23 protein-coding genes are annotated in these 23774 nt (G+C 64.1%); 6 read left to right on the top strand and 17 right to left on the bottom strand.

The window, feature by feature from the left end:
* The first annotated feature begins 35 nt into the window (after window positions 1–35).
* Window positions 36–650, top strand: coding sequence for a bifunctional 4-hydroxy-2-oxoglutarate aldolase/2-dehydro-3-deoxy-phosphogluconate aldolase (gene eda, locus AX703_RS08660; RefSeq protein WP_039335137.1), 615 nt, complete (start codon window positions 36–38; stop codon window positions 648–650).
* A 24-nt stretch (window positions 651–674) separates the two neighbouring features.
* Entirely contained in the window at window positions 675–3458 is a 2784-nt protein-coding gene (locus AX703_RS08665) for a phosphoenolpyruvate carboxylase (RefSeq protein ID WP_062343633.1), read from the top strand.
* A gap of 55 nt (window positions 3459–3513) precedes the next feature.
* On the opposite strand, the gene AX703_RS08670 is transcribed toward AX703_RS08665, so the two are convergent.
* The 15 genes from AX703_RS08670 to AX703_RS08740 form a co-directional block, all read right to left on the bottom strand.
* Window positions 3514–4611 carry a TrkA family potassium uptake protein gene (locus AX703_RS08670; RefSeq protein WP_062343634.1) on the bottom strand — a complete coding sequence of 366 codons (1098 nt, stop codon included), beginning with the start codon at window positions 4609–4611 and terminating at the stop codon, window positions 3514–3516.
* 51 nt (window positions 4612–4662) lie between these two features.
* Window positions 4663–5832 carry a HupE/UreJ family protein gene (locus AX703_RS08675; RefSeq protein ID WP_197423656.1) on the bottom strand — a complete coding sequence of 390 codons (1170 nt, stop codon included), beginning with the start codon at window positions 5830–5832 and terminating at the stop codon, window positions 4663–4665.
* Window positions 5771–7117 (bottom strand): tetratricopeptide repeat protein, encoded by a 1347-nt coding sequence (locus tag AX703_RS27310; protein WP_062343636.1) that lies wholly within the window; start codon window positions 7115–7117, stop codon window positions 5771–5773. The genes AX703_RS08675 and AX703_RS27310 overlap by 62 nt, the downstream gene beginning before the upstream one ends.
* Before the next feature lie 5 nt (window positions 7118–7122).
* Window positions 7123–7848 carry a DUF4331 family protein gene (locus AX703_RS08685; protein WP_062343637.1) on the bottom strand — a complete coding sequence of 242 codons (726 nt, stop codon included), beginning with the start codon at window positions 7846–7848 and terminating at the stop codon, window positions 7123–7125.
* The gene (locus tag AX703_RS08690; RefSeq protein WP_039335130.1) at window positions 7848–8519 is read right to left on the bottom strand and encodes a hypothetical protein; all 672 of its coding nucleotides are present in this window, start codon (window positions 8517–8519) and stop codon (window positions 7848–7850) included. Before AX703_RS08690 ends, AX703_RS08685 begins: the two co-directional genes overlap by 1 nt.
* A 177-nt stretch (window positions 8520–8696) precedes the next feature.
* Window positions 8697–10100 carry a DASS family sodium-coupled anion symporter gene (locus tag AX703_RS08695; protein ID WP_082734492.1) on the bottom strand — a complete coding sequence of 468 codons (1404 nt, stop codon included), beginning with the start codon at window positions 10098–10100 and terminating at the stop codon, window positions 8697–8699.
* Window positions 10101–10172: 72 nt separating this feature from the next.
* The gene (locus AX703_RS08700; RefSeq protein WP_062343639.1) at window positions 10173–10988 is read right to left on the bottom strand and encodes a phosphoadenylyl-sulfate reductase; all 816 of its coding nucleotides are present in this window, start codon (window positions 10986–10988) and stop codon (window positions 10173–10175) included.
* A gap of 24 nt (window positions 10989–11012) precedes the next feature.
* On the bottom strand, window positions 11013–11444 hold the full coding sequence (locus AX703_RS08705) for a DUF934 domain-containing protein (RefSeq protein WP_062343640.1): 432 nt from the start codon (window positions 11442–11444) through the stop codon (window positions 11013–11015).
* Complete coding sequence (locus tag AX703_RS08710) at window positions 11437–13089, bottom strand: nitrite/sulfite reductase (protein WP_062343641.1); 1653 nt, start codon at window positions 13087–13089, stop codon at window positions 11437–11439. Before AX703_RS08710 ends, AX703_RS08705 begins: the two co-directional genes overlap by 8 nt.
* A 1-nt stretch (window position 13090) precedes the next feature.
* Window positions 13091–13387: a DUF2849 domain-containing protein gene (locus tag AX703_RS08715; protein ID WP_039335120.1), complete on the bottom strand. Its 297-nt coding sequence runs from the start codon at window positions 13385–13387 to the stop codon at window positions 13091–13093.
* A complete protein-coding gene (gene cobA / locus AX703_RS08720) occupies window positions 13384–14154 on the bottom strand; it encodes a uroporphyrinogen-III C-methyltransferase (protein ID WP_062343642.1) in 771 nt (256 codons plus the stop codon). Before cobA ends, AX703_RS08715 begins: the two co-directional genes overlap by 4 nt.
* 185 nt (window positions 14155–14339) lie before the next feature.
* Window positions 14340–15281, bottom strand: coding sequence for a mechanosensitive ion channel family protein (locus AX703_RS08725; protein WP_197423657.1), 942 nt, complete (start codon window positions 15279–15281; stop codon window positions 14340–14342).
* Window positions 15278–16513: a cystathionine beta-lyase gene (gene metC / locus AX703_RS08730; protein ID WP_062343644.1), complete on the bottom strand. Its 1236-nt coding sequence runs from the start codon at window positions 16511–16513 to the stop codon at window positions 15278–15280. The genes AX703_RS08725 and metC overlap by 4 nt, the downstream gene beginning before the upstream one ends.
* 39 nt (window positions 16514–16552) lie before the next feature.
* Window positions 16553–17395, bottom strand: a complete 843-nt coding sequence (gene sseA / locus AX703_RS08735) for a 3-mercaptopyruvate sulfurtransferase (RefSeq protein WP_039335116.1) — start codon at window positions 17393–17395, stop codon at window positions 16553–16555.
* A gap of 124 nt (window positions 17396–17519) precedes the next feature.
* Window positions 17520–18251, bottom strand: coding sequence for a hypothetical protein (locus AX703_RS08740; protein ID WP_062343645.1), 732 nt, complete (start codon window positions 18249–18251; stop codon window positions 17520–17522).
* 130 nt (window positions 18252–18381) lie between these two features.
* Here AX703_RS08740 and AX703_RS26540 point away from each other — a divergent pair, with 130 nt between their 5' ends.
* Both AX703_RS26540 and queF read left to right on the top strand, forming a co-directional pair.
* Window positions 18382–18663 carry a hypothetical protein gene (locus AX703_RS26540; RefSeq protein WP_082734493.1) on the top strand — a complete coding sequence of 94 codons (282 nt, stop codon included), beginning with the start codon at window positions 18382–18384 and terminating at the stop codon, window positions 18661–18663.
* Between the two features lie 154 nt (window positions 18664–18817).
* Window positions 18818–19270, top strand: coding sequence for a preQ(1) synthase (gene queF, locus AX703_RS08745; RefSeq protein WP_062343646.1), 453 nt, complete (start codon window positions 18818–18820; stop codon window positions 19268–19270).
* 4 nt (window positions 19271–19274) lie between these two features.
* On the opposite strand, the gene AX703_RS08750 is transcribed toward queF, so the two are convergent.
* The gene (locus tag AX703_RS08750; RefSeq protein WP_052242455.1) at window positions 19275–19775 is read right to left on the bottom strand and encodes a MarR family transcriptional regulator; all 501 of its coding nucleotides are present in this window, start codon (window positions 19773–19775) and stop codon (window positions 19275–19277) included.
* Between the two features lie 367 nt (window positions 19776–20142).
* On the opposite strand from AX703_RS08750, the gene AX703_RS08755 reads away from it, so the two are divergent.
* Window positions 20143–21057, top strand: a complete 915-nt coding sequence (locus AX703_RS08755) for an aldo/keto reductase family oxidoreductase (RefSeq protein ID WP_062343647.1) — start codon at window positions 20143–20145, stop codon at window positions 21055–21057.
* Between the two features lie 446 nt (window positions 21058–21503).
* Here the strand turns inward: AX703_RS08755 and AX703_RS08760 are convergent, their stop codons facing one another.
* Complete coding sequence (locus AX703_RS08760; RefSeq protein ID WP_062343648.1) at window positions 21504–21878, bottom strand: hypothetical protein; 375 nt, start codon at window positions 21876–21878, stop codon at window positions 21504–21506.
* 285 nt (window positions 21879–22163) lie between these two features.
* Here AX703_RS08760 and AX703_RS08765 point away from each other — a divergent pair, with 285 nt between their 5' ends.
* Window positions 22164–23726 (top strand): hypothetical protein, encoded by a 1563-nt coding sequence (locus tag AX703_RS08765; protein WP_197423658.1) that lies wholly within the window; start codon window positions 22164–22166, stop codon window positions 23724–23726.
* The last annotated feature ends 48 nt before the right edge of the window (window positions 23727–23774 follow it).

The following is a 23774-nucleotide window of genomic DNA, read 5'->3' on the forward strand; positions in this document are numbered from 1 at the left end:
GAAGCGCGCAACCGTTCTGCGCCAGGGGAGACGCCATGAAGCCGATCGAATCCATCATGCGCACCGCGCCGGTCATCCCGGTTCTGGTGATCGAGGACGTCGACCACGCGCTTCCTGTCGCCCGCGCGCTCGTGAAGGGCGGCCTGCGCGTGCTCGAGGTTACCTTGCGCACGCCCGCCGCTCTCGACGTCATCCATGCGATGAAAGCGGTTGAAGGCGCCATCGTTGGGGCGGGCACTGTCACCAACCCCGATGAGTTGAAAGCCGCGATCGACGCTGGCGCAGAATTCATCGTCTCGCCCGGCCTGACCGAGAATCTTGGCAAGGCCGCCGTGGCATCGGGCATCCCCTTTCTGCCCGGCATTTCCTCTGCGGGCGACATCATGCGCGGTCTCGACCTCGGCCTGAACCACTTCAAGTTCTTCCCGGCTTCCACGTCGGGTGGACTTCCCGCGCTCAAGGCGCTCGCTGCGCCGTTCTATCAGTGCAAGTTCTGCCCCACCGGCGGCATTACCGCCGCCACCGCGCCTGATTGGCTGGGTTTCGACCCGGTCCTGTGCGTCGGTGGCAGCTGGGTGGTCGGCAAGGGCACGCCCGATGAAGCAGCGATCGAAGCCGCAGCGCGCGAAGCCTCGGCTTTGGGGAAGTAACGAATTCAAGGGAATACAAGGGCCATGAAGACGGTCGCCAAGCTCAAGGCCAGGTTGCAGAAACTCCATGAGCGGACGGCGGAAACGCCGCTGTTCAACCCGGTCTTCCAGCTCAGCCACGATCTTTCGCGGTCGCTGGAGGGTGGCGACCTTTCGCTGTCAGACATCGATGCCCTTGTCGCGGAACTGGAATGCGAGGCGCTGAAGAGCCGCGCGGCCCGGCTCAAGCGTCTCGTCGCGCCCACAGCGGCTACCGAGAACCTTGCCACTATCGAGGCGCTGAACCCGGAAGAGGCGGGCTTTTCCGAGTTCCGCCAGCGTTGGGAAAAGCCGCTGCTCCACGCGGTGTTCACAGCGCACCCGACTTTCCTGCTCAGCCCGGCACAGTCCGATGCGGTGGCGACGGCCGCCCTGTCCGACGATCCGCACGCCTCGACCGTCTGCACCGTCCCGCACGAGGGTCCGAAGATCACGCTCGAATTCGAGCATGTCGAGGTGTGCAACGCGATCGAGCGTGCCGCCAAGGCACGTGACGCGATCAACGCCACGCTTCTCGGCCACGCCCGCCAGCGCTGGCCCGGGCGCTGGCTGGATTTCAAGCCCTTGCCGTTCCGCTTCGCCACGTGGGTCGGCTACGACATGGACGGCCGCACCGACATCGGCTGGACCACTTCCATCGCCTTCCGCCTGCGCGAAAAGGCGCTGCGCCTTGGCAGCTACGCCGCCTCCCTGCGCGGCATCGACGAGGCACACCCGCTCCTCGCCACGCTCGATGCGGCGCACGCCCATTCGGCGGAAATGGCCGAGCTGTTCTCCTCGCCGCTCGACAGCCCCGAAGCGCTTGCCGCTGCCGCCAACCGCCTGAGCGCGGACCACGAGGCCAAGCTTCTCAGCCTTGCTCCGCTGATCGAGGCGCTGGAAACCGAGGCACGGAATGCGGACGAGGCCAAGGCCATCCCGCTTGCCACGCTCGCTGCTGCCATGCGCGCCGATGGCCTCGGCATCGGCTGGATCCACTTCCGCGTGAACTCGTCGCAGCTGCTCAACGCCTTGCGCCGCCGGATCGACCCCGAAAGCACGCTGGACCTCGGCAGCAAGAGCGCGCTGTCGCGTTTGCGCGAACTCCTGGCCGACGTGAAGCCGCTGCGCGTCAACTTCGCTGCTTTGGCGATCGAAACCAGCACCGCGATGCGCCAGTTCCTGGTCATGGCGAAGATGCTCCAGCACATCGACGCCGACGCGCCGATCCGCATGCTGATCGCCGAATGCGAGCAGCCGCAGACAGTGCTTGCCGCGCTCTATTTCGCCAAGCTGTTCGGCATCGAAGGCAAGGTCGATGTCTCGCCCCTGTTCGAGACAGAGGCCGCGCTGGAACATGGCGGTCGTTTCCTCGAAGCGCTGCTTTCGGAAGAATCCTACCGCAGCTACGCCCGCCTGCGCGGCCGCGTCTCGATCCAGACCGGCTTTTCCGACGCTGGCCGCTTCATGGGCCAGATCCCCGCAGCGCTCGCCATCGAACGCCTGCAGGGCCGCCTTGCCGAAGCGATGAAGGCCAATGGCCTGACCGACGTCGCCGCGCTGATCTTCAACACTCATGGCGAATCCATGGGCCGCGGCGCGCATCCTTCGGGCTTTGCCGACCGTCTCACGTGGCCGCTCTCCGGCTGGGCCCGCCGTCGCTTCGCCCGCGCAGGCGTGACGATCGAGCCGGAAGCCAGCTTCCAGGGTGGTGACGGCTACCTGTTCTTCCGCAACGATGAACTCGCCCTCGCCACGCTCACCCGCATTGCCGAGCACGAGGCACGCGATCAGGACCTGTCGGCCAAGGACCCGTTCTACGATCGCACCGATCTCAGCCTCGATTTCTATCGCTCGATCCGCCGCGTTCAGCGCGAACATCTCGAAAGCGCCACGTACTCGCGCGCTCTGACCGCCTTCGGCCTCGGCCTGCTCAAGGGCACCGGCAGCCGCGTCTCGCGCCGCCAGTCCGATATCGGCGCCGACCGCACGATGAGCCTGCGCCAGATCCGGGCGATCCCGCACAACGCCATCCTTCAGCAGATCGGCTACCCGGTGAACGTTGTCGCCGGGGCGGGGACTGCGGCTGGCGAGGAGATGGAATCGGTCGCCGAACTGCTCGGACGGTCTGAACGCGGCAACCAGCTGGTCCGCCTGCTGCGCGCTGCCAACGGTCTCGCCTCGATCAAGACCGTGGCTGCGTACGGTGAACTGTTCAACTCTGCCTACTGGGCCAGCCGCCCCTATCGTGGCACCGAAACGGCGCTTGAGGGCGCGTGCCTCGCGCTTGCCGAATATCTAACCAAGGATGACAGGGCCGGAGTATTCCGCCGCCTGACCTCGCGCCTGCGGGTCGATTGGATGAAGCTCCACCGCCTGCTCTCGCTGGTGCCGGGGCAGAAGGCCGGGCGCGATGCCGCGCAGGACGCTGACCGCCGCAACATCGGCCTGCTTCAATCGGTGCGTCTCGCTCTGCTGATGCACATGTTCATCCGCGCCGTGCAGGTCCCGCCCTTCGCCCGTTCGAACGACGTCAGCCGCGAGGACGTGCTGGAGATGGTCCTCTCGCTGCGCGTCGACGATGCGCTGGCCCAGCTGCGCCGCGCCTATCCGGTGATCGAGCCCGAGATCACCGATTTCCCGGTGGACGAGCCGACCGACTATCCGGACCATCGCGGCGAGGACTACGGCGCCATCCGCGCCCGCTTCATAGACCCGATCGACCGCGCCCACGCCCTCAACATCCGCGTCGCCGTAGCCATTGCCAACTACTTCGGCGCCCACGGGTAACAGGAAAAAGCCCACCCCCGACCCCTTCCGCCTGCGGGAGGGGGTGGGCGTTCAATTACCCCACAAACGAACGCCCATGCCGCACCGGTGCCTTCGCGGCACTGAACACCGCCCCGGCTGACAGCCTGCTGCCGCGAACAACGAGCATGACCTTGTCGCCCTGTTCCAGCGTCACGTCCTCGCCAGGGTGCTGGATCGACTGGCCGCTCGCCCGATCGATCTGCACCACGAAGAATGCGCCGTTGCCGCGTCGCTCGGCCTCGCCGACGGTCTCGCCGGTGAGGGCGCTGTCCGCGCCCATCTCCACCATCTCGATGTCCAGCCCGAAATCGTGCAGGTTGCGCCGCACCGCGCCGATGTCGTCCAGCTGTCCGGTGGCGGGATAGAGGATCATCTCGACAATGCGCTCGGCGCCGATATGCGTGGGCATCACCACCTTGTCGGCGCCGGCGTGGAACAGCTTGTTCTCGGTCGTCGGCGCCTCGCCGCGGGCGATGATCTCGATTGCGGGATTGAGATTGCGCGCCGATAGCGTGATGAAAACGTTCGCCGCGTCGTCGGGCAGGACCGATGCCAGCACCTTCGCCCGCGCGATCCCCGCAGCCTTGAGCGTCTCCTCGTGCGTGGCCTCGCCAACCATGCACAGGAAGCCTTGCGCCTTGGCATCCTCGGCCTTGGCATGGTCTCGCTCAAGGATCAGGAAAGGCTTCTTTGCCTCGGTCATCGCCTTGGCCAGTTGCACGCCGATGCGGCCGTAACCGCAGATGATCACATGGCCGGTCAGCTTTTCTATTTCGGTCATCATTTTGTCCAGACCCAGCAGGCGGCGGAATTGGAAGAGTGTGAACACCTGAACCAGCGCACCGGTCAGCACGATCATTCCGGTGCACCCCAGCATGATCGTCGCGCTCGTCCACCAGCGCAGGAACAAGGTGTCGACCGGGCGGATCTCGCCATAGCCGACGGAGAACACGGTCAGCAGCACCATGTAGGCGGCATCGCCGAACGGCCAGCCCGCATAGACGAACCCGCACGTCGACACGACATAGACGGCGAGAACAAAGATCAGCGTCCCCGTCAGCAGGCGCAGCGGCGACCCCAGCACCGAATTTGCCCCCTGCGTCAAGGCAGAGCTGCCATCATCGCGTATCATTCACAGCCCCCTCAGCCTTCTGATAGGGTGGCGCGGGCCGATATGTCCATATCAGGAAAGGCCCAGTCGCTCCGACAGCCAGACAAGGGCAGCGATACCGGTCAGCACCGCCAGAACCAGCCTCGCGCGATTGCCGTATCGCCAGCGGGCAAGCATCAGCAGGACTGGCAGAGTGACCGCCACGACGCCCAGTTGGACGGCTTCGATGCCCAAATTGAAGCCAAGGATAGCGACGATGCGCGTGGTCGTGCCAAGTCCGAAGTTGCTGACCAGCGTGGCGAAGGCGAGCCCGTGGACGAGGCCAAACAGCCCCGCAACGAGTGGTTCCTTGCCGGGAAACACGGGCCGCGCCGCATGAATTGCCGAGACGAGAACCGAAAGCGCGATACCCGCTTCAACCGGCTGTGGTGGAAGCCGAACGGCGAAGAGTGCGGCCAGGATGAGCGTCGTCGAATGACCGACCGTGAAGGCCGTGACGATCCACGCCAGTTTGCGCAACGTGGCTGCTGCCGGTCGCGCCTCGCCCCAGCGTCCGCCTGCCGCGAGCAGCGGGGCAGGGTGAAGCAGCGCAAGCAGGAACAGCAGATGATCATAGCCCTCGGCAATATGCTGGGCACCAAGCGCCATGGCGTTGAGGAAGAGCGCTCCCAGCCCAGCCTTGCCGCGCTCCACCAACAATTCGGATTTACCGGCAGTGAGCGCGCCAATCAGTTCGCGCTCCCCACTCACACCTCCCGCCAGATCCCCGTCCACCACCAACAGGGCAAAGTGGTTCGGTGCTTCCCGCGTCACGACATGCCAGCGCCAGAGCAACGACCTGTCCGAGGAACCGGGCGGGGGTGTCAAGGACAGCTCCAGATGCAGGTCAGGCGGCCCGGCAATCTGTTCGAAGGCAATGCGATCAACAGCGACGCGCCACGGCTTTCCGTTTGCGTCGAGCACGGCCATGTCGGCCACTACGCGCGCCTGCGCCTTGGCAAGACTGGCCGTGCTGTTGTCCGTCGGCAATCCCGTGGCGTAGCCGAATTCCGCCTGCGGCACGACGATGTCAGCCTTGACCAGCCCCGGTGCGAAATCGAGGCGGATTTCCGAGTTGGGCGTAAGATGCGCGGCGGCAGGGCTGGCGAGGCAAAGCCAGGCCAGCGCCGTCAGTAGCGTCCTAATCGTGACCGAACCAGATGTAGCGCGCCGCCGGATCGGTGGCCTTGGGATTGAGATCAAGCGCGTCCTCCCGCGCATCTTCGGCGGCATCGATGTCTCCAAGCGCGGTGTGGACGTCTGCCATGGCAAGGTAAAGTCCTGCCGTCCGCCAGCCGGTCTTCTCGGCACGTTCAAGCGTTGCAAGTGCACCTCTGGCATCGCCGGTCAGAAGCTGCGCCCGCGCCAGCAAGATCAGGCTGGCCCCGTGCGGACGCGCCTGTGCATCGGCCTTCGCGATTGGCAGGGCTTTGGCCGGATCGCCCAAGGCCAGTTCGTGCTCCACCACGTGCGCCGCTGCCGCCTCTGGCATCACGCTATAGCGCTCGGTCCAGATCGCGCCGGCCTTCTCGGCCCACGCCCGACTTTCGGCGCCGCGGCCCTGCAGGCGCAGCGTGAAAGCAAGCGCATCCATGATCTCCGGCAAGGGGGCTTTGGCCAAGATCGCTTCATATTGCCGAACTGCGCCAGCCACGTCCCCTTCGAGAGCCTTCTGCTGTGCGACATGCGCCATGGCGAGCGGGTTGCCAGGGAAGAAGCGCTCGGAAAACCGGGCCCAAGTGCCCGCCGCCTTCCAGTCTCCCGTGGCATATGCGATCGTCGCCCGCTGCAAGCCGACCTGCGACTTGACGTAGCGGCTCAGCTTCGGGGCGCGCAGCACTGCGTTGATACGGCGGCGGGCAAGATCAGGATCGCCCGTGCGCAATGCGAGCATTGATTGCCTTAAAGCAACGGCGGCGTTGTTGTCGTATTCCTCCGCGCGGCTGAACGCGAGGCGCGCTGCCTTCATGTCGCCGCGCTGGAAGGCGATGTCCCCCTTCAGGCTCCATGCGCCGGCAGATTCGCCGTCGTCCGGCTCCCCCACTTGCGCGAAGAACCGTTCGAGCCCCTTTCCGGCAGCGTCGAGGCGGTGTGCCAGGACCGAAACTTCGGCGCGAGACAGGCTCGGCCCGGCGGGGAAGGGGGCACCCGCCATCCCCTTGTCCAGCAATCCGTCCGCTTCGGCGAGATCTGCATATGCGCCTGTCGCGCGGAAGCGCCTGACGAGAGCTCGTGCCAGTACCTCCTGCCGCAGCCACTCCTCAGGATTCAGCGCCAACCGCGCGCGTGCGCCATCCACTGCAACTTGCGCCGCCTGCTCCAGTTCGAGCTGGTTGCGTGGTCCGAACCATGGCTTGATTTCCGAGGGCAGCGGATCCGGCGGGCCTTGCCGAGCCTTGTACTTGTCAAAGGCAATGCTGGCGGCGGTTATCAGGAAAACCGCCGCCAGCAGGATCCACGGCCACTTGGGGCCGGGCTTGTCGCTCATGCCTGTCAGGACTTCGTCGCGCAGATCTTCAACTGCAGCTTTTCCAGATCGTCGCCAATCAGCCCGAACAGCTTGTCGAGTTCGTGCTCGTATTCGGTCAGATACTTGTCGCCAGCGACGTCTCCGGTCGGCGTATCATCGTTGTAGCTCAGCTTCATCGAAGAACTAACCAGCGCCGTAGCGATAGCCGGATTGCCCATGCGGTCCACACTGACATAGGCCGAATCCGGGTCGGTGCGGAAATTGAAGTTTGTGCCGGTGCCGGTTGCTACCTGCGGCGTGCCGTTCGGCGTTGCCAGGAACGGGAAGGTCAGCAGGAAGAACTTGTCATTGCGCTGCGGATTCAGTGGCACATCTGCCAGCGTGTATGGTCCTTGGCCGGTAACGCTCATATCGAGCAGCAGGGTTGCAAGCAGAATGTCGACGACCTGATCTTCGGGATGGCGTCCATTCGGAAACTTGGTCGGTCGGGTCAGGTCGAGCTTCAATGTATCCGGAATGATGAATGACTTGAGGTTCGCGCCGTTCTGGCCCTGGATCGGCTGCAGGAAGCATTTGGTCGAGTCGTAGGCAACCGCGGTTGCCGTGGCAGTCGGCGTCGCGGTCGATGTCGAGCTCGGTAGCGGGGCCGGGACGACGACTTGGCTACCAGCACCATCATCGCCGCACCCGACCAGCGTCAGGGCCAGAGCGAACGGCGTCGCGATCCGGATGATCTTGCGCAGGCTCATCAGATGTTCCCCCCAAAGCGGGCGGTCTGTCCCCAGACGCCAAGATTGGTTACCCCTGCGCCAAGGTTCGCGTCAGGAATTTCAAGCACGATCGCGGTATCGTTCTGGGTGTCGAAGAAGTTGCGGTCGTTGCGGATTTTCAATGTGCCGGTGGATCGCGTCTCGCGGAAACCGATCAGGTCGAAGAAAAAAGGTTCGTCGAACAGGCCGACGCGGACCTTCACGCCATCCTTTTGGAGGTTCTGCTCGACCGGACCTTCGATCACGCCGTTAACGCCGGGCACGCCTTCGATTCGTACTCCCCATTCGCCAGGATTTTGGCCCGGCCCGAAGCGATACTTGATCGTGAACTCGGGGGTATTGCCCGGCGCCGCAGTCGAAATGTTGATTTTGTAGAGCACGTCCCGGTCATAATAGAGCGGCGTCGTCGCGGCGGCGGAGACGGGTCCTGCAAAGGTCATCGCGATCTTGGTCGTGCCATTCGAATGCCAGGCAAACACGTCGGCGATGTCGGCCGGAATATCCGGGTTGGGATCTACGCCGCCGTCGGTGCGGCTCGGCGGATCGAGGTGGTCGGCGCTTGTCGCGACGCCGGTCGGCACCAGCATCAGCGCGGCGAGGCTGGCGGCCCCGGCGCTGCCCGCCAGCAATGTCTTGAAAATGCGGCGCACGGCGAATCTCCCCACTGCGAATTCTGACGAAAGAACGTGCGACCACTCTTTCGCCTCATTCTGCGCCGTCTGCTGTGAACTGGTTCACAGGGAGTCAGCGGGAGGCCTGTTTGTTCGATGTTAGACTATTTTGCACCGATTGGTGAAGCCCAAATCAAGCAAGACTACGTAACATAATCATGAAAAGGCGGCGACGGTCCAGACTACGCCGACCAGCAGGAACACCCCGACCACGTCGAGCGCGAAGCCTGCCTTGACCATCGCGCGCATCGAACAGTGCCCGGTTGCCCAGGCCAGCGCATTGGGGCCGGTTCCTGCCGGCAGCATGAAGCCCCAGGTCGCGGCGAAGGCTGCCGGAAGAGCCAGCAGGATCGGATCGGCCCCCAGCGCCGCCACCAGCGCTGCCACGACCGGCATGATTCCGCTCGCCGCCGCGATGTTGCTGGCAAATTCTGTCACCACGATCACGAACCCGACGAGGACCAGTGCAACCACCGGAAGTGGCACATGGGCAAGCGGCAGCAGCATCTCGCCCATCCACTTGGTCAGCCCGCTTTCGGTCATGCCCATCGCCATGGCAAGGCCGCCGCCGAACATCAGCACCACGTCCCACGGTGCGCGATTGGCCTCGGGCCAGGTCAGCATCGGGCGGCCGGTGCCGTCGGGCAGGAAAAACAGGACCAGCCCCGCGATCGCAGCCACCGTGCCATCGGTGAAGCCACCCTTCGGAAACACCCCTTCGATCAGCGGCTGGAACACCCACGCCAGGAAGGCCAGTAGCACCACTGGAAGCAACCGCCGTTCGGCCACGCTCCATTGCGCGGAATGGCCAATGGCATCGCGCGCAGCCGCAGGATCGAACGCATCCTCCTTCAGCTTCTGCACCCGCGCGATGATCCACGCGGCAATCGGCACGGCGGCAACGGCGATCGGCACGCCGTACATCGCCCATTGCAGGAACGTGACCCGGGTCCCCAGCGCCTTCTCGATCAGTCCTGCCGCGATGGCGTTTGTCGGCGTGCCGATCAGCGTCGCCAGTCCGCCGATGGATGCGGCAAAGGCTATGCCCATCGGCAGCGCTCCGGCCATGCCCCCGGTTTCCCCTTCGCGCACGCCGCCCGCACGCAGCATGGCAATCGCCATCGGCATCATGATGAGGGCCGTCGATGTGTTGGAAATGAAGCTTGAAAGCACTGCCGTCGCAGTCATCACGCCCAGCAGCAACTGCCCGGGCTTCGCGCCCGCCAACCCCATGATGAACAGCGCCAGCCGCCGGTGGAGCCCGGTCCGCTCGATTGCCAGCGCCAGAAAGGCGCCACCTACGAAAAGGAACATGATCGGCGAGAAGTAGGCGGCAGCCGTCTTGTTGGCATCCGCCACGCCGGTCAGCGGCAGCACGAGGAAAGGCAGGAATGCCGTTGCCGAAAGCGGCATCGCCTCGGTCATCCACCAGGCTGCCATCCACCAGACAAGGCCCGCCGCACTCCATGCCGCATCGGGCATGCCAGCCGGTGCTGCCGCCAGTTGCGTTACGGCAAACCCCAGCGGTCCGGCCCAGAACCCGATCCTGCGCGCATCCACTGCCAACCGACTACTCCCCCATGTCCCGGCGCATGGACCTAGCAGAGCACTGTCGCGACTGGCAAATGCCGATCAGAAGATCGGATCGTAGCCCGGTGGCAGTTCGTCGCCCGGCTTGCTGGCATCCGTCGGCGAATGGATGCCGCATTCGGTCTTGTCCCAGCCCTTCCACCGGCCAGACCGGGGATCTTCACCGGGGGCGACCTTGCTGGTGCAGGGCGCACATCCGATCGACGGATAGCCCTGGGCCACCAGTGGGTGCGCCGGCAGGCCGTGCTGCGCGAAGTAGGCTTCGAGCGCGGTCTTGTCCCACGATGCCAGCGGATTGATCTTGAGCCGTCCTTGCGCGTCGGAGTGGTCGATCTCGAAGCGCGGCAGGCCGGCGCGGGTCTTGGACTGGAAGCCCTTGCGCCCGGTCAGCGAGGCATCGAAATGCAGCAGCGCCTTGGCCAGCGGCTCGACCTTGCGGATCTCGCAGCAGCCATCGGGATCCCACGACCAGCGAAGGCCGTTCTCGTCCTTCTTGGCGATCACTTCCGGATCGGGCTCGATGATCTGGAGATTGGTCATCCCCAGAAACCCGATCAGCTCATCGCGATAGGCTACCGTCTCGGGGAAGTGCTTGCCCGTCTCAAGGAACAGCACCGGCACCGAAGGATCGACCTCGGCAATAAGGTGAAGCAGGACAGCACTTTCCGCGCCGAAGCTCGAAACCACCGCAAGGTCGCCCGCGAGCCCGTCGCGGATTACCGAACGCAGCATCTCGTGCGTGTCGGTGCCCCGGAACAGGTTGTTCAGGCGGATCGCGTCCGTCTCGGTAAAGCGCGGGCGCACATCGATCAGGTCGATCTTGCGGTTCCCGAGTCTTGAAACTGGGGTGCTGTCCATACTTCTAAGTCCTTTTCCCGCAGCTCAGGCGGGGTGACGCTTCGCCCAGATTGCCGGGCGTCCGTCGACGGTCTTCTGGTAGACTTCAGGCCAGGTCGCGAAGGCCTTTTCGGCGGCCTCCACGCTGATCGGCTGGTTCGGCGCAAAGCTGTCGAACCCGCAGCGGCGCATGTGCGAAAGCTGGTCGAGCAGCACATCGCCCACGGCCCGCAGTTCGCCGGCATAGCCATGCTCGCGCAGGATACGCGCCGCCGAATAGCCGCGCCCGTCGGTGTAGGCCGGGAAGTTCACTTCCACGAGTGCCAGCCGATCGAGATGCGGCAGCAGCGCGCGGGCATCGTCGCCCGGTTCGATCCGCACGGCAGTTGCGTTCGACTGGTCGGCAAAGGCGTCGACCGTCACCGCAGGATCGCCGACCGGCTCGTCATCGCGAAAACGCAGGTTCTGCTCAACCATTGGCGGTCTCCTTGGCGTAGATCGCCTCCTTGAACGGGGCCATGCCGATGCGGCGGAAGGTGTCGACGAAACGCTCCCCTTCGGCGCGCTGGGCGAGATAGACATCGGTTGCCTTCTCGACTGCATCGACGATGCCGTCCTCGTTGAAGCCGGGGCCGGTGATCGTGCCGAGCGAGGTGTCCGCGCCCTCGCAGCCGCCGAGCAGGAGCTGGTAATTCTCCACGCCCTTGCGGTCGACGCCGAGGATGCCGATGTGGCCCGCGTGGTGATGCCCGCAGGCGTTGATGCAGCCCGAAATCTTCAGCTTCAGCTCGCCCAGCTCGCGCTGACGGCCCAGGTCGGCAAAGCGCTCCGAGATCTTCTGCGCCACCGGGATCGACCGCGCATTGGCCAGCGCGCAGTAATCCAGACCCGGGCAGGCGATGATGTCGCCGATCAGGTCGAGGTTGGCAGAGGCAAGGCCTGCTTCGTCCAGCTTCTGCCACAGGCCATAGAGGTCAGCCTTCTTTACATGCGGCAGCACGATGTTCTGCGCATGGGTCACGCGCAGTTCGTCGAACGAATGCTCAAGCGCCAGGTCGGCCATCAGGCGGATCTGGTCAGCCGTGGCATCGCCCGGAATGCCGCCAACCGGCTTCAGGCTGATGTTGACTATGGCGTAGCCCGGCTGCTTGTGGGCATGGACGTTCTGGTCCACCCACAGCGCGAAGTCGGGATCGGACAGGTCGAGTTCGTCGGACGCATTCGCATCGAAGCCCGGCTGCTCGAAGTAGCCCTTGATGCGCTCCAGCTCGGCCGCTGGCGGCTCGAGGCCCAGCGTCAGGATGTGCTTGAACTCTTCTTCCACCTGGCGGCGGTATTCGTCGGCGCCGATCTCGTGGACGAGAATCTTGATGCGCGCCTTGTACTTGTTGTCGCGGCGGCCATAGCGGTTGTACACGCGCAGGCACGCTTCGAGGTACGAGATCATCTGCAGCGGCGGCACGAAATCGCCGATCACTGGAGCGATCATCGGCGTACGGCCCATGCCACCGCCGACGTAGAAGCGGCAGCCGATCTCGCCGGCATCGTTCTGCACCAGCTGGATGCCGATATCGTGCAGCTTCATCGCTGCGCGGTCGGTTTCCGAACCGATGATCGCGATCTTGAACTTGCGCGGCAGGTAGTCGAACTCCGGATGGAACGTCGACCACTGGCGCAGCAGTTCGGCATAGGGGCGCGGATCGACCAGCTCGTCCGCGGCGGCACCGGCGAACTGGTCGGCGGTAGTATTGCGGATGCAGTTGCCGCTGGTCTGGATCGCATGCATCTCGACCGAAGCCAGATCGGCCAGAATGTCGGGCGCGTCCTGCAACTTGATCCAGTTGTACTGGATGTTCTGGCGCGTGGTGAAGTGGCCATAGCCGCGGTCATACTTGTCGGCGATATCGCCCAGCATGCGCATCTGGCGGCTGCTCAGCGTGCCATAGGGAATGGCCACGCGCAGCATGTAGGCGTGAAGCTGCAGGTAAAGGCCGTTCTTCAGGCGCAGCGGCTTGAACTGGTCCTCGGTGATGTCTCCGGCAAGGCGGCGCTCCACCTGGTCGCGGAACTCCGCAACGCGGGCATCGACCATTGCCTGGTCGTATTGGTCGTACTGATACATCTCAGATCACCCAGGTGCCGGCATTGGGGTCGGCAGGCTTGAGGGAAAGGTCGAGGCGGACCGTCGGCCCGAGGGCGCGGATGCGGTCCTTGATGTGCGCCGGGCGCACGCCTTCGTCGGTCAGCGTCGCTTCGATCACCTGCGTGTCGGTGACAATCTGCTTGGCGTTCTCGCGGGCGATGATCGCCTCGGCATGTTCGCCTGCTTCCACCGCATCGTTGACATGGCGCGACCAGCCTTCGCCGGTCCACCAGATCACGTCGCCGGTGCGCAGATCACTTCCAGTGATGATCTTCACTGCACTGCCTCCAAAACTTGCTTCAATTCCATCATGTCTCCCCGGCCTGCCACTTCGCCGATCACGATCAGGGCAGGACTCTTGACCTTGTTTTCCGATACCAGCGGCCCGAGAGCCGCCAGCGTTCCGCGCAGCACGCGCATCTGCGGGCGCGCCGCGTTCTCGATGACTGCCACCGGCATGTCGGGCGCGAGCCCGTCTGCCATGAGCTTTTCGGCAATCGCTTCCGAAGTCGCCACGCCCATATAGATCACCAGCGTCCTGCCAACCCCGGCCAGGCCAGCCCAGTTCTGATCGGTCAGCCCCTTGCACTGGCCTGCCACGAACGAGACGATGCTTGCCGCGTCGCGGTGGGTGAGGGGGATCATCGCCGAAGCAGCCGCGCCCATGGCGGCGCTGATTCCGGGCACGACCTGCACCGGGACACCAGCGGCAAAGCAGTCTTCCGCTTCCTCGCCACCACGCCCGAACACGAAAGGATCGCCGCCCTTGAGACGCACCACGTCATTCCCGGCCAGGGCCTCGCGCACCAGCAGGGCGTTGATCTCTTCCTGCCGCATCGTATGGCGCGAACGCTGCTTGGCCACCGAGATCATCCGGCATCCCTTGGGCGCCATGGCAAGGATCGCGGGATCGACCAGCCCGTCGTGGACCAGCACGCGCGCATTCATCACCAGCCGCGCCGCACGCAGCGTCAGCAGGTCCGGATCACCGGGCCCCGCGCCGACAAGGAATACGGTTCCGACTCTTGAAGAGGGATTGCTCATGGGGGGCAGATGGGCGCGGTGAGCCCAAGTCACCAGCGAGAATGCTTTTCCCCCCGCCTAGATGTTCTTTAGCGGCTGCGCTGGACCTTGGTTACACGATCTCCAAGATCTAACGTCACCCCGGGCCTGACCCGTGGTCCCGCTTTCACTTCGGGCGACGGTGCAGAAACAAGCGGGACCCCGGATCAAGTCCGGGGTGACGGTGGAGAGTGAGGGGAACCTTCGCCCCGCAAAGCCTCTACCAGCATCCGCAAACCCTCGCTGTCCTTCAGGTTCAGATCCTGCTGCGGGAACGGAATTTGAACCCCGTGGTCCCGGAACAGGCGCCACACCGCCTTGAGAATGTCCGACCGCACGTTACCTACGCCACCCTCGGGATCGTCGATCCACACCACGATCGTCATGTCGATACTGCTCGGCCCGAACGCGCTCAGCAGCACGCCGGGCGAGGGGAAGCTCAGCACGCGCGGCACGCCGGCCACGGCCTCGAGCATCAGCTTTTCCACCTGCTCCAGATCGCTACCATAAGCCACGCCGACAGGAATGTTGATCGCCACCTCGCGCGAGGAGTACGACCAGTTCTCGACCTGCTGCGTCATGAGGTTTTCGTTCGGAATCAGGTATTCCCGATTGTCGCGCGTGGTCACCGAAACCGCGCGGATGCCGATCTTCTTGACCTCGCCGAACGAATTGCCCTTGCCGTCGTTCACCGCGATCACGTCGCCCGGCTTGATCGAGCGGTCCATCAGCAGGATGATCCCGGCGATCAGGTTGCCGAAGGTCTTCTGCAGGCCGAAACCGATGGCCAGGCCGAACGCGCCGGAAAATACCGTCAGCGCGGTCAGGCTGATCCCCAGCACATCGATCCCGACCAGAATCGAGATCCCCCAGACCACGATCGTCGCGATCTTCTCGCCCAGCAGTTGCTGCGTGCGGTCAAGGCTGGTCAACCGGCGGAACGTGCGCCGCGCCAGCTTGCCGATCAGCTGCGCCGCGACGATCACCAGCAGCATCACGATCACGATGCGCAGCGCGCCCCAGACCGAGATGTGATAGGTCCCCAGATCGAACCCGATCTCGTTCAGCACCCGGATCACGTCGGCGACTTGCTGCCTGAAGCTGTTCATGCGCTCGCTCCCGCCCATGCAGCAAGCCCACGCTCGAGATCGGCAATCAGGTCGGTGCTATCTTCAAGCCCGATGGAAAGTCGCACGCCGAAACGATCCTCGGCGTCCATCCCCTTGAGCGGCCACTGGCTTGCCGTGCGGATGCCCGCCGGATCGACCGGCGTTGCCAGGCTCTCGAAACCGCCCCATGAATAGCCGATGCCAAACAGCGTCAGCGCATCGATCAGCGCATCGCGCGCCGCGCTCGTGCCGCCCTTCAGCACAAAGCTGAACAATCCGCAGCCGCCGGTGAAGTCCCGGCGCCAAAGCTCATGCCCGGGCGATCCCGGCAGCATCGGGCACAGCACCCGCGCCACCTCCGGCCGCCCCTCCAGCCACTGTGCGATTCCCAGCGCCGATGCCGTCTCCGCCTCGAGCCGGTGCTTCATCGTCCGAAGGCCGCGCAGCATCAGCGCGGCATCGTCGGGCGAGACCACTGTCCCCATGCCCTGCGAGCGCAGCCGCAGCTTGCGATACCACTCCGGCCCGGCGCTGGCGCTGCCCATCATGCAGTCGGAATGGCCGGAAACGTGCTTGGTCAGGCTCATCACCACGATGTCCACACCATGGCGCAGTCCCTGAAAGCCGAGCGGCGAGGCCCAGGTATTGTCGAGTACGCTGACGATCCCGCGTGCCTTGGCCGCCGCTGCGATGGCGGGCACGTCCTGCACCTCCATGGTCAGGCTACCCGGGCTTTCCAGCAGCACGCAGCGCGTCCGTTCGCAACATGCCGCTTCGAAGGAGGCAAGGTCGGTCGGATCGAACCAGCGCGTCTCGATCCCGAAGTCCTTCAGCAGCCCCCGTCCCATGACGCGCGAGGGTTCGTAGGCATTGTCCGTCATCAGCAGCACGTCGCCGGGACGCAGCACAGTGAGCAGCGCTCCGGCTATTGCCGCGACGCCTGAGGGATAGAGCACAGTTCCCGCAGAGTTGCCCTCGAGTTGGGTCAATGCCTCGGAGAGTCCCCACTGAGTTGGAGATCCCCTGCGCCCATAATAGAACCGCCCGTCCTCGTTGGCTGGATGGGCCCTGAGTGCTGACATATCGGGATAAAGATGCGTCGAAGCGCGCCAGACGGCGGGGTTGACGACGGCCCCGGGATGCCCCGGCGTCCCGGTCCACTCCTCGCGCCGTCCAGCCAGCACGCCCCGCGTCGCCGCCCCATAATTCTCGAAATCGTCAGAACTGCTCATGGCCTCGGGCGATAGCAGCAATGATCGCTGACAGGAACCTCAGGCCGCGCCGGTTGCCTTGGGGGTTGCCGGGTCCATCCCCCATTCGCTCCACGATCCGTCGTAGAGCGAGACATCTTCCTTGCCGATCAGATGTGCCGCGAAAATCAGCACGTTGGCCGTCATTCCCGAGCCGCACGAGGAGATCAGCGGGCGCGAAAGGTCGATGCCGGCTGCCTCGAACAGGCTGCGGATCGCGTCAGGCGATTTCCACGTGCCATCGGGATTGAACAGGCTCGAATAAGGAAGGTTGCGCGCGCCGGGTATATGGCCGCTCGCCAGCGCAGGGTTGGTCTCCGGCACTTCGCCAGTAAAGCGCCCGGCGCCACGCGCGTCGATGACCTGCTCGGCGTTGCTGTCGAGATTGGCCAGCACATCGGCTTTCGAACGCACATGGCTCTCGTCAGACCACACCGTGAAGTGGCGTTGTCTCAAGGTTTCAACACCTTGCGCGCACTTGCGGCCCTCCGCCTTCCACTTGGCGATCCCGCCATCGAGCAGCGCCACATTCTGTGCGCCGAACTTGGTCAGCATGAACCAGGCACGGGTCGATGTCTTCACCGGGCTGTCATCATAGATCACGATGCGGCTGCCGTCGCCAAGGCCGAGCGTCTGCATTCGGCTGGCGAACTTTTCGGCCGACGGCAGTGTGTTGGGTACGGGCGAGGCCGCATCGACCAGTTCGGCCAGATCCATGAAGACTGCACCGGGAATGTGGCATGCCTCATATTCGAGGCGCGGCACGCGACCATGCTCTGGCAAGAATGCCGTAGCGTCGACAATACGTAGATCGCTCGCGCCCATTTCGTCCGCGAGCCACTGGGTCGAAACCAGTGAGTCCATGGTTAATCGTGCTCCTGCCTGCTGTGCGACCCGTCTGGCGCGGGTTCGTTAGTCCAAGACTAGACGCGGCAATCGGGTGCGTCGACCACAAAAACGGACAGCCGCGCGACCTTTCCCGATGAATTCACGCAAAGGCGGGAACGGTGAGAGCGCGCTGGCTGATCTTCGGGTAGATGCGCGGGCCGAGGTCAAGCCGGAAGGGCTGCAGCCTTTGCCCCGCTGCACCTTCTTCCAGGCCGACGACGAAGGCCGCGCGCATGGTGAACGGTCGTCCGTCGACGGTGGCCGTCATTTCAAGTCTGACGAGTGGCACGAACAAGGCGGCATTGCCATGACGGATCGGTGTGATTTCGGCGAGGGGCAGGCGTATTTCGCCCGCAACTTCGATGATCTCGCCAGCGCCTATTGACCGAATCGTATGCAACTCGGGCGCATTGCGCGGGTCGAGCTGGTCCTGCACTGGCCGCGAGGCGTGCGCGGCAGTCATTCCGCCAAAAATCACCACGTCTTGCGCTTGCGTTGTGGCCGACAGCACCAGCCGATAGGAAAGCGTGGCATTGACGAGGGTCGCGCTCATGCGCGCGGCAGCCAGGTCGAGCGTCAGGGCAGCGTCCGGCACAAGCGCGGTCTCCGCCAGGTGGGGACCTTGTGCAGGAGAGCTGGCGGGGGACGCGGCCTTTATCGCTGGCGGTTCGAAGGCAACCTCGGGCGGCGCCGTGCGTCGACGGCGGAGCAGCGCCCATGATGCCCCGGCCGCGAGCAAGCCGACAAGCGCTGCCACCCACGGCCAAAGCGTGGCGCCTCGCGCTTCGGGCTCTGTCGTCGTCGCCGTGACCGGCACCGCGGGAGGCGACATCGGCTCGGGCAAATTTGGTGTAGCCGCTGTCGGTTGGGGAAGCGGAGGCGCACTTTCGGCTGCTTGCGTCGGCAGGGCCGCGGTCTCAGCTTCGGGTACGTCAGCTTGGGCGGATGGCCGAGGCGTTGGCTTGGCAGAAGGGAGCGCAACAGGCGCTGCCGGTGACGGTACCGGCGCCGGTACAGGGACGGCAACAACCGGTGGCGACGGCGTTGCACCGGGTTGCCCGGTCGTGGCGCGGGGTGGGGGCGCATCGGGAACGACCGGGCCCTGCGCGGCGGAACTGGGCTTCTCCGACGGGGGCAATTGCCACGTGGTGGCATCCTGCGCGCGCGCCGCGCTTGTGCAAAGCGCTAGCGCCGCCGCCGAAATGACAAATGACCCCGGGAACAACCTCATCGCCGGGGCATGACAACCCGCCAGTTTAATGCCTCGTGAACCAAGAGGCACGATCGGGCCACTTGCTCCCGGTCTGCGACGGGTGCATGGGCGAGCCAATTCTATTCTTGAAGTGATCGCTTGGCGGGAAACCAACTCGCACCGCCTGCGCATCCAGAGGCCAGACAATGACCAAGACTCCTCTCTTCCTTGGGCAGAACAGCGCCCTCCCGGCATCGCCGGAAGAGGCCGTGCTCGATTATGTGCCAAATCCGCGTCCGGGCACGCTCTACATGATCCGCTTCGCTGCGCCCGAATTCACCTCGCTATGCCCGGTGACCGGCCAGCCCGACTTTGCCCATCTGGTGATCGACTATGCTCCGGGTGAGACGATCGTCGAATCCAAGGCGCTCAAGCTGTTCCTCGGGTCCTTCCGCAATCACGCCGGATTCCACGAGGACGTCACGGTTGGCATAGGCCAGCGGCTGTTTGCCGAAATGAAGCCGCGCTGGCTGCGGATCGGTGGCTACTGGTATCCCCGCGGCGGCATTCCGATCGACGTGTTCTGGCAGTCCGATGCCCCCCCGGCAGGCCTGTGGCTGCCCGACCAAGGCGTGGCGCCCTATCGCGGTCGCGGTTGAAGCGTCAGGCTGCCAACCAGGAAGAGCCGGAGCCTTTTTCTTCGGCTCGTTCCGAACGCTGGGACTGCTGCCCCGCCTTTGACGGGGTGATTCCCATCGCGATTTTCTCCCATCCACTTTCGGTGAGAGATACCCAGATGCGCCGCCGGTCAGCCGAATCCGGCTCGCGCAGGATCAGTCCGGATTCGTGGAACATGGCAAGCCAGCGCAACACCGTTGCGCCGGGCACATTCGCGCTCAATCCCAGACCCGTCACGGAGATGCGCCGGCCCTCGGCCTGATTGATGAACAGCTCCAGCATCAGGTCCCATGCAGGGTCAGCAACCTGAATGTTCGGGAAAAGCTCCTGCCGGCGACGGCGGGCGCGGATTTCGCTCTTGGCGATGGCGACCAGGTCAGCGGTCGATGGAGGCGTGTCGGTGGGCGTCTGTTCTTCGGGCGCAGATAGCAATTCGTTAAGCAGGAGCGTGATCCTTGCGATCCTTTCTCGTTCCTGGCTGTTCATTGCTATACCTCTGGCCACCCCAACCATACATATGCTGTAATGTCTCTTGTCTTGCAATTACAAACCTTTGAATACCAATGAAAAATTAGGAAATATTAACTTTTTTCGAGGGATTTGTCGTGCTCCGGGGCGATTTTTCCGTGCTGTCTGCCTTTCCGGTGGAGGTCATCCAGGCCAAAAAAGCAGCACCATGCTGCATGCTGGCGAGGGGACTACGCCCGAAGCACCGAGCTTGCCCGCGCCGTCTGTCGGCGCTTGTCTGTCCTACCACCGAAATTCTCATTGATGGTAATGATTTAACCCATCGTCGCGTGCCCCTTATCCTCGTAGAGCGCGCGTCGGTCGCACCACCATACAGGACTGTTTCATGAGCGAACTGCCACTTCCGCCTGCTTTCCGCCCACTGGGCCACACCGGCATTGCCGTATCGCCGATTGCGTGGGGTATGTGGCGTCTCGCCGAAGGCGGCCGCAGCGCCGCCGATGCGGCGAAGCTGGTTCACGCTGCGCTCGATGCCGGAATCACCTTCTTCGATACCGCAGACATCTATGGCTTCGACGGGCAGCGCGGCTTCGGTGATGCCGAGGCGCTGCTGGGCGAAGTTCTGGCCGCAGAACCTGCGCTGCGCCAGCGCGTGGTTCTGGCCACCAAAGGCGGCATCCTGCCGCCTCTGCCCTACGATCAGAGCCCGGATTACCTGCGCAAGGCGATCGAGGCTTCGCTGCGCCGCCTCAGGACCGAGGTGATCGATCTCTGGCAGATCCACCGTCCCGACATCCTTGCCCATCCGCACGAAACCGCGCGCGTGCTTGATGATGCGGTGGCTTCGGGCAAAGTTCGCGCACTTGGCGTATCGAACTTCGCCACTCACCAGATCGCCGCGCTCAATCATTTTCTCGGCGAGAAGCTGGCGACCACGCAGCCCGAGATCAGCCCTCTGCGCATCGACTGCTTCGAAAATGGCGAACTCGATCAGGCAATGCAGCTGGGTCTGACCCCGATGGCCTGGTCCCCGCTTGGTGGTGGCCGCGTGGCTGGCCCCAAGCTGGATCGCGAAATGGCCGTGGCATCCGCGCTCGACACGGTGGCAGACGCACAAGGTGTATCGCGGACCGTCGCGGCATATTCGTGGCTCATGGCGCACCCGGCCGGAATCGTGCCGATCATCGGATCGCAGAAGCCACAGCGCATTGCCGAGGGCGCAGCCGCGCTCAAGGTACGGTGGACACGAACGGATTGGTACGCCGTGCTTGTCGCGGCACGGGGCGAGCGGCTCCCATAAGGCCGCACCAGATCAAGCTGATCTGGGCCACGAACATGGTGAGGGCTGCCCGCCGCAACTGGCGCGCCGCATCGCTCACGTTCGGCCCGCGCGTCACCCGATAAAGCGCGACGACGCCACGAGCCCAACGTGATTGATGCTGTCTCTCTCGCGTCACGCCGTGATCAGCGGCGGGACTGCCTTCGTACGATCCAGCGGCCCTTGCGCAAGCGCTTGATGCTCCGCTCGCAGCGCTCACACTGTCCTACATAACCTTCCAGATCGTACGACACTTTCGATCGTACCGGGCGATGATAGCCCAGAAAGCACTTCAACGACACCATATGAGACCCACCCCAGAATCTACATCCGAAGTGAAGCAAAGAATTTCCGTTTTGAAAATTCAACGAAGGTTAGGAATTGCGATCCTTTTCCTCATTTTTCGCAGATGAAATCCGGAGCGCTAGTCACCGCAGCGCCAGAACCTCGTTTGTGTCCAATTGCTTCATTGCCAGCGACGCGGCGCGGCGTGAATCGATCCAGCGTCCGTCGGAAAGCTCTACGTCGTAACGTTGATCGCTTGAAGCTGCGACGCGGTAGAGCTTCGCGGCCTTTTCCCTTTCACCGACAAGCTTGTAGGCGGTGCCAAGGTTGATCATGGCCAGCGGATCCTGCTTCCGCAACAGATCGCTGCCCTCAATTCTGCTGATCGCAGCGCGAGGGCGCCCGGCCATGATCTCGCCGTATCCAACATCACCACTCTCGATTGCAGGGGCCGGTACAGTCAGCGTGGCGGGAGCCTGCGCCATCAGTGCGGCTGCGAGATACAGGGTGGCAGACATCGGGACTCTCCTTGCTTTGCTTCCTGCGCATTCCGTCAGCGCATCGGCTTGTTGAGTCTGATTATGCACCCGATGACAGTGACTGCAATCAAAGTGAAACATTGTCACAAAACTGCAATTTTCTGTCCGGCGGATTTCCGTCCGGTCGTCACAAATGTCAAATAACCGTCAGAGAAACTGACTTATTTCTGTCAGGAAACCGCAAAGTGGCTGTCACTTTGCGCGCCTAGATCACCCCTCGACCTGGCGGGAATCGCTCCCGCTGTTATCCATGGGGGATACCAAGTGAAGAAGATCCACGGCCTTATGCTCGTCGGCTGCAGCGGACTTGCGCTCGCCGGTTGCGGCCCGACCGACATCGCCTCGCCGGGCACCGGCGGCAATGTCGTCATCAATCCTACGCCGACCCCGACGCCGACGCCCACGCCCACGCCAACCACGAGCCCGGTCGTCGCGGCAGCCGGTTGCCCCACCATCGAAGACCCCACCGGCTTGACTGATGCGGGCACGGTCACTTCGGCTCAGGGGTCATGGCGCGTGTGCACCCTGCCTGCCCGCATCACCCGTTCAACCACGCTCCCCAAGATCCCGGGCCTGCTCTACTCCATCAACGGGCGCGTCGATGTTGGCACCGATGCCGGCTTCAGCAGCACCAGCACTGGCGTGACGCTGACCATCCAGCCGGGCGTGATCCTGTTCGGCAATACCGGCACGTCCTGGCTCGCCGTCAACCGTGGCAACAAGATCAACGCGGTTGGCACTACCAGCGCACCGATCATCTTCACCAGCCGCGACAACGTGCTTGGCCTCAACACCGAGACCTCGCAGGGCCAGTGGGGCGGCGTCGTGCTGATGGGCCGCGCGCCGATCACCGACTGCACCACCGGTTCGGTCGCCAGCGGTTCGACCGCCAGCACCTGCGAGCGTCAGACCGAAGGTTCGGCGGATCCCGCTCTCTACGGCGGCACCAACAGCGCCGACAGCAGTGGTGCGCTGAAGTACGTCCAGATCCGCTATTCGGGCTACGTGCTCGGTTCGAACTCCGAACTGCAGGCCCTTACGCTCGAAGGCGTCGGCTCGGGCACCGAGCTGGACTATATCCAGAGCTACAACAGTTCGGACGATGGCGCCGAGTTCTTCGGCGGCACTGTCAACATGAAGCACTACATCTCTGTCGGTGCTGACGATGACAGCCTCGACATGGACACCGGCGTGCAGGCGAACCTGCAGTATCTGCTGCTGATCCAGCGTTCGGGCGCGGGCGACACGCTGATGGAGCTCGACAGCAATGGCAACGAAAGCCAGACGCCGCGTCAGGTTTCGCGCATTGCCAACTTCACCGCGATCCAGCCCGCCACCAGCAGCAACAACGAAGCCAATGGCCAGGCGGCGCTGTTCTTCCGCGGCAACTCCGACATCAACCTTTACAACGGTGTCGTCGTCGCTCCGGCAAACCAGTGCATCCGCATGAACGGCTCGGGCGGCACGGCCTCCTCGACCCTGACCGCACGTTCGTTGGTCATGTCCTGCGCTGGCACCGGTGACGACCGCTTTATCGGTACGGGTGCCTACACTGCGGCACAGGTCGCCGGCTTCTTCGGCTCGGGTGCGAACAACAACAACGCCGGTTTCACGTCCACGCTGGCCAGCCTCTACATCAACGGCGCCAATGAAACCGCTGTCACGGCGTTCGACGTGACGACGCTGTCCTCGTTCTTCTCGGCTGCACCGTATGTCGGTGCCGTCCGCAACAGCTCGGACACCTGGTACGCTGGCTGGACCTGCAACAGCACGGCCGCGAACTTCGGCACCACCAGCCAGTCCTGCACGCTGCTGCCGACCACCTGATCGGCGCCTTTCGGGAAACCCGGGGGGTGGCCGGCAACGGCTGCCCCC

Origin of the sequence: Novosphingobium sp. CCH12-A3 (genome assembly GCF_001556015.1) — a bacterium.
GTDB lineage: Bacteria > Pseudomonadota > Alphaproteobacteria > Sphingomonadales > Sphingomonadaceae > Novosphingobium > Novosphingobium subterraneum.

Coding starts and splice junctions, on each gene's coding strand:
- eda (WP_039335137.1), top strand. CDS start 36: ATGAAGCCGATCGAATCCATCATGCGCACCGCGCCGGTCATCCCGGTT.
- AX703_RS08665 (WP_062343633.1), top strand. CDS start 675: ATGAAGACGGTCGCCAAGCTCAAGGCCAGGTTGCAGAAACTCCATGAG.
- AX703_RS08670 (WP_062343634.1), bottom strand. CDS start 4,611: ATGATACGCGATGATGGCAGCTCTGCCTTGACGCAGGGGGCAAATTCG.
- AX703_RS27310 (WP_062343636.1), bottom strand. CDS start 7,117: ATGAGCGACAAGCCCGGCCCCAAGTGGCCGTGGATCCTGCTGGCGGCG.
- AX703_RS08685 (WP_062343637.1), bottom strand. CDS start 7,848: ATGAGCCTGCGCAAGATCATCCGGATCGCGACGCCGTTCGCTCTGGCC.
- AX703_RS08700 (WP_062343639.1), bottom strand. CDS start 10,988: ATGGACAGCACCCCAGTTTCAAGACTCGGGAACCGCAAGATCGACCTG.
- AX703_RS08705 (WP_062343640.1), bottom strand. CDS start 11,444: ATGGTTGAGCAGAACCTGCGTTTTCGCGATGACGAGCCGGTCGGCGAT.
- AX703_RS08710 (WP_062343641.1), bottom strand. CDS start 13,089: ATGTATCAGTACGACCAATACGACCAGGCAATGGTCGATGCCCGCGTT.
- cobA (WP_062343642.1), bottom strand. CDS start 14,154: ATGAGCAATCCCTCTTCAAGAGTCGGAACCGTATTCCTTGTCGGCGCG.
- AX703_RS08725 (WP_197423657.1), bottom strand. CDS start 15,281: ATGAACAGCTTCAGGCAGCAAGTCGCCGACGTGATCCGGGTGCTGAAC.
- metC (WP_062343644.1), bottom strand. CDS start 16,513: ATGAGCAGTTCTGACGATTTCGAGAATTATGGGGCGGCGACGCGGGGC.
- sseA (WP_039335116.1), bottom strand. CDS start 17,395: ATGGACTCACTGGTTTCGACCCAGTGGCTCGCGGACGAAATGGGCGCG.
- AX703_RS08740 (WP_062343645.1), bottom strand. CDS start 18,251: ATGTCGCCTCCCGCGGTGCCGGTCACGGCGACGACGACAGAGCCCGAA.
- queF (WP_062343646.1), top strand. CDS start 18,818: ATGACCAAGACTCCTCTCTTCCTTGGGCAGAACAGCGCCCTCCCGGCA.
- AX703_RS08750 (WP_052242455.1), bottom strand. CDS start 19,775: ATGAACAGCCAGGAACGAGAAAGGATCGCAAGGATCACGCTCCTGCTT.
- AX703_RS08755 (WP_062343647.1), top strand. CDS start 20,143: ATGAGCGAACTGCCACTTCCGCCTGCTTTCCGCCCACTGGGCCACACC.
- AX703_RS08760 (WP_062343648.1), bottom strand. CDS start 21,878: ATGTCTGCCACCCTGTATCTCGCAGCCGCACTGATGGCGCAGGCTCCC.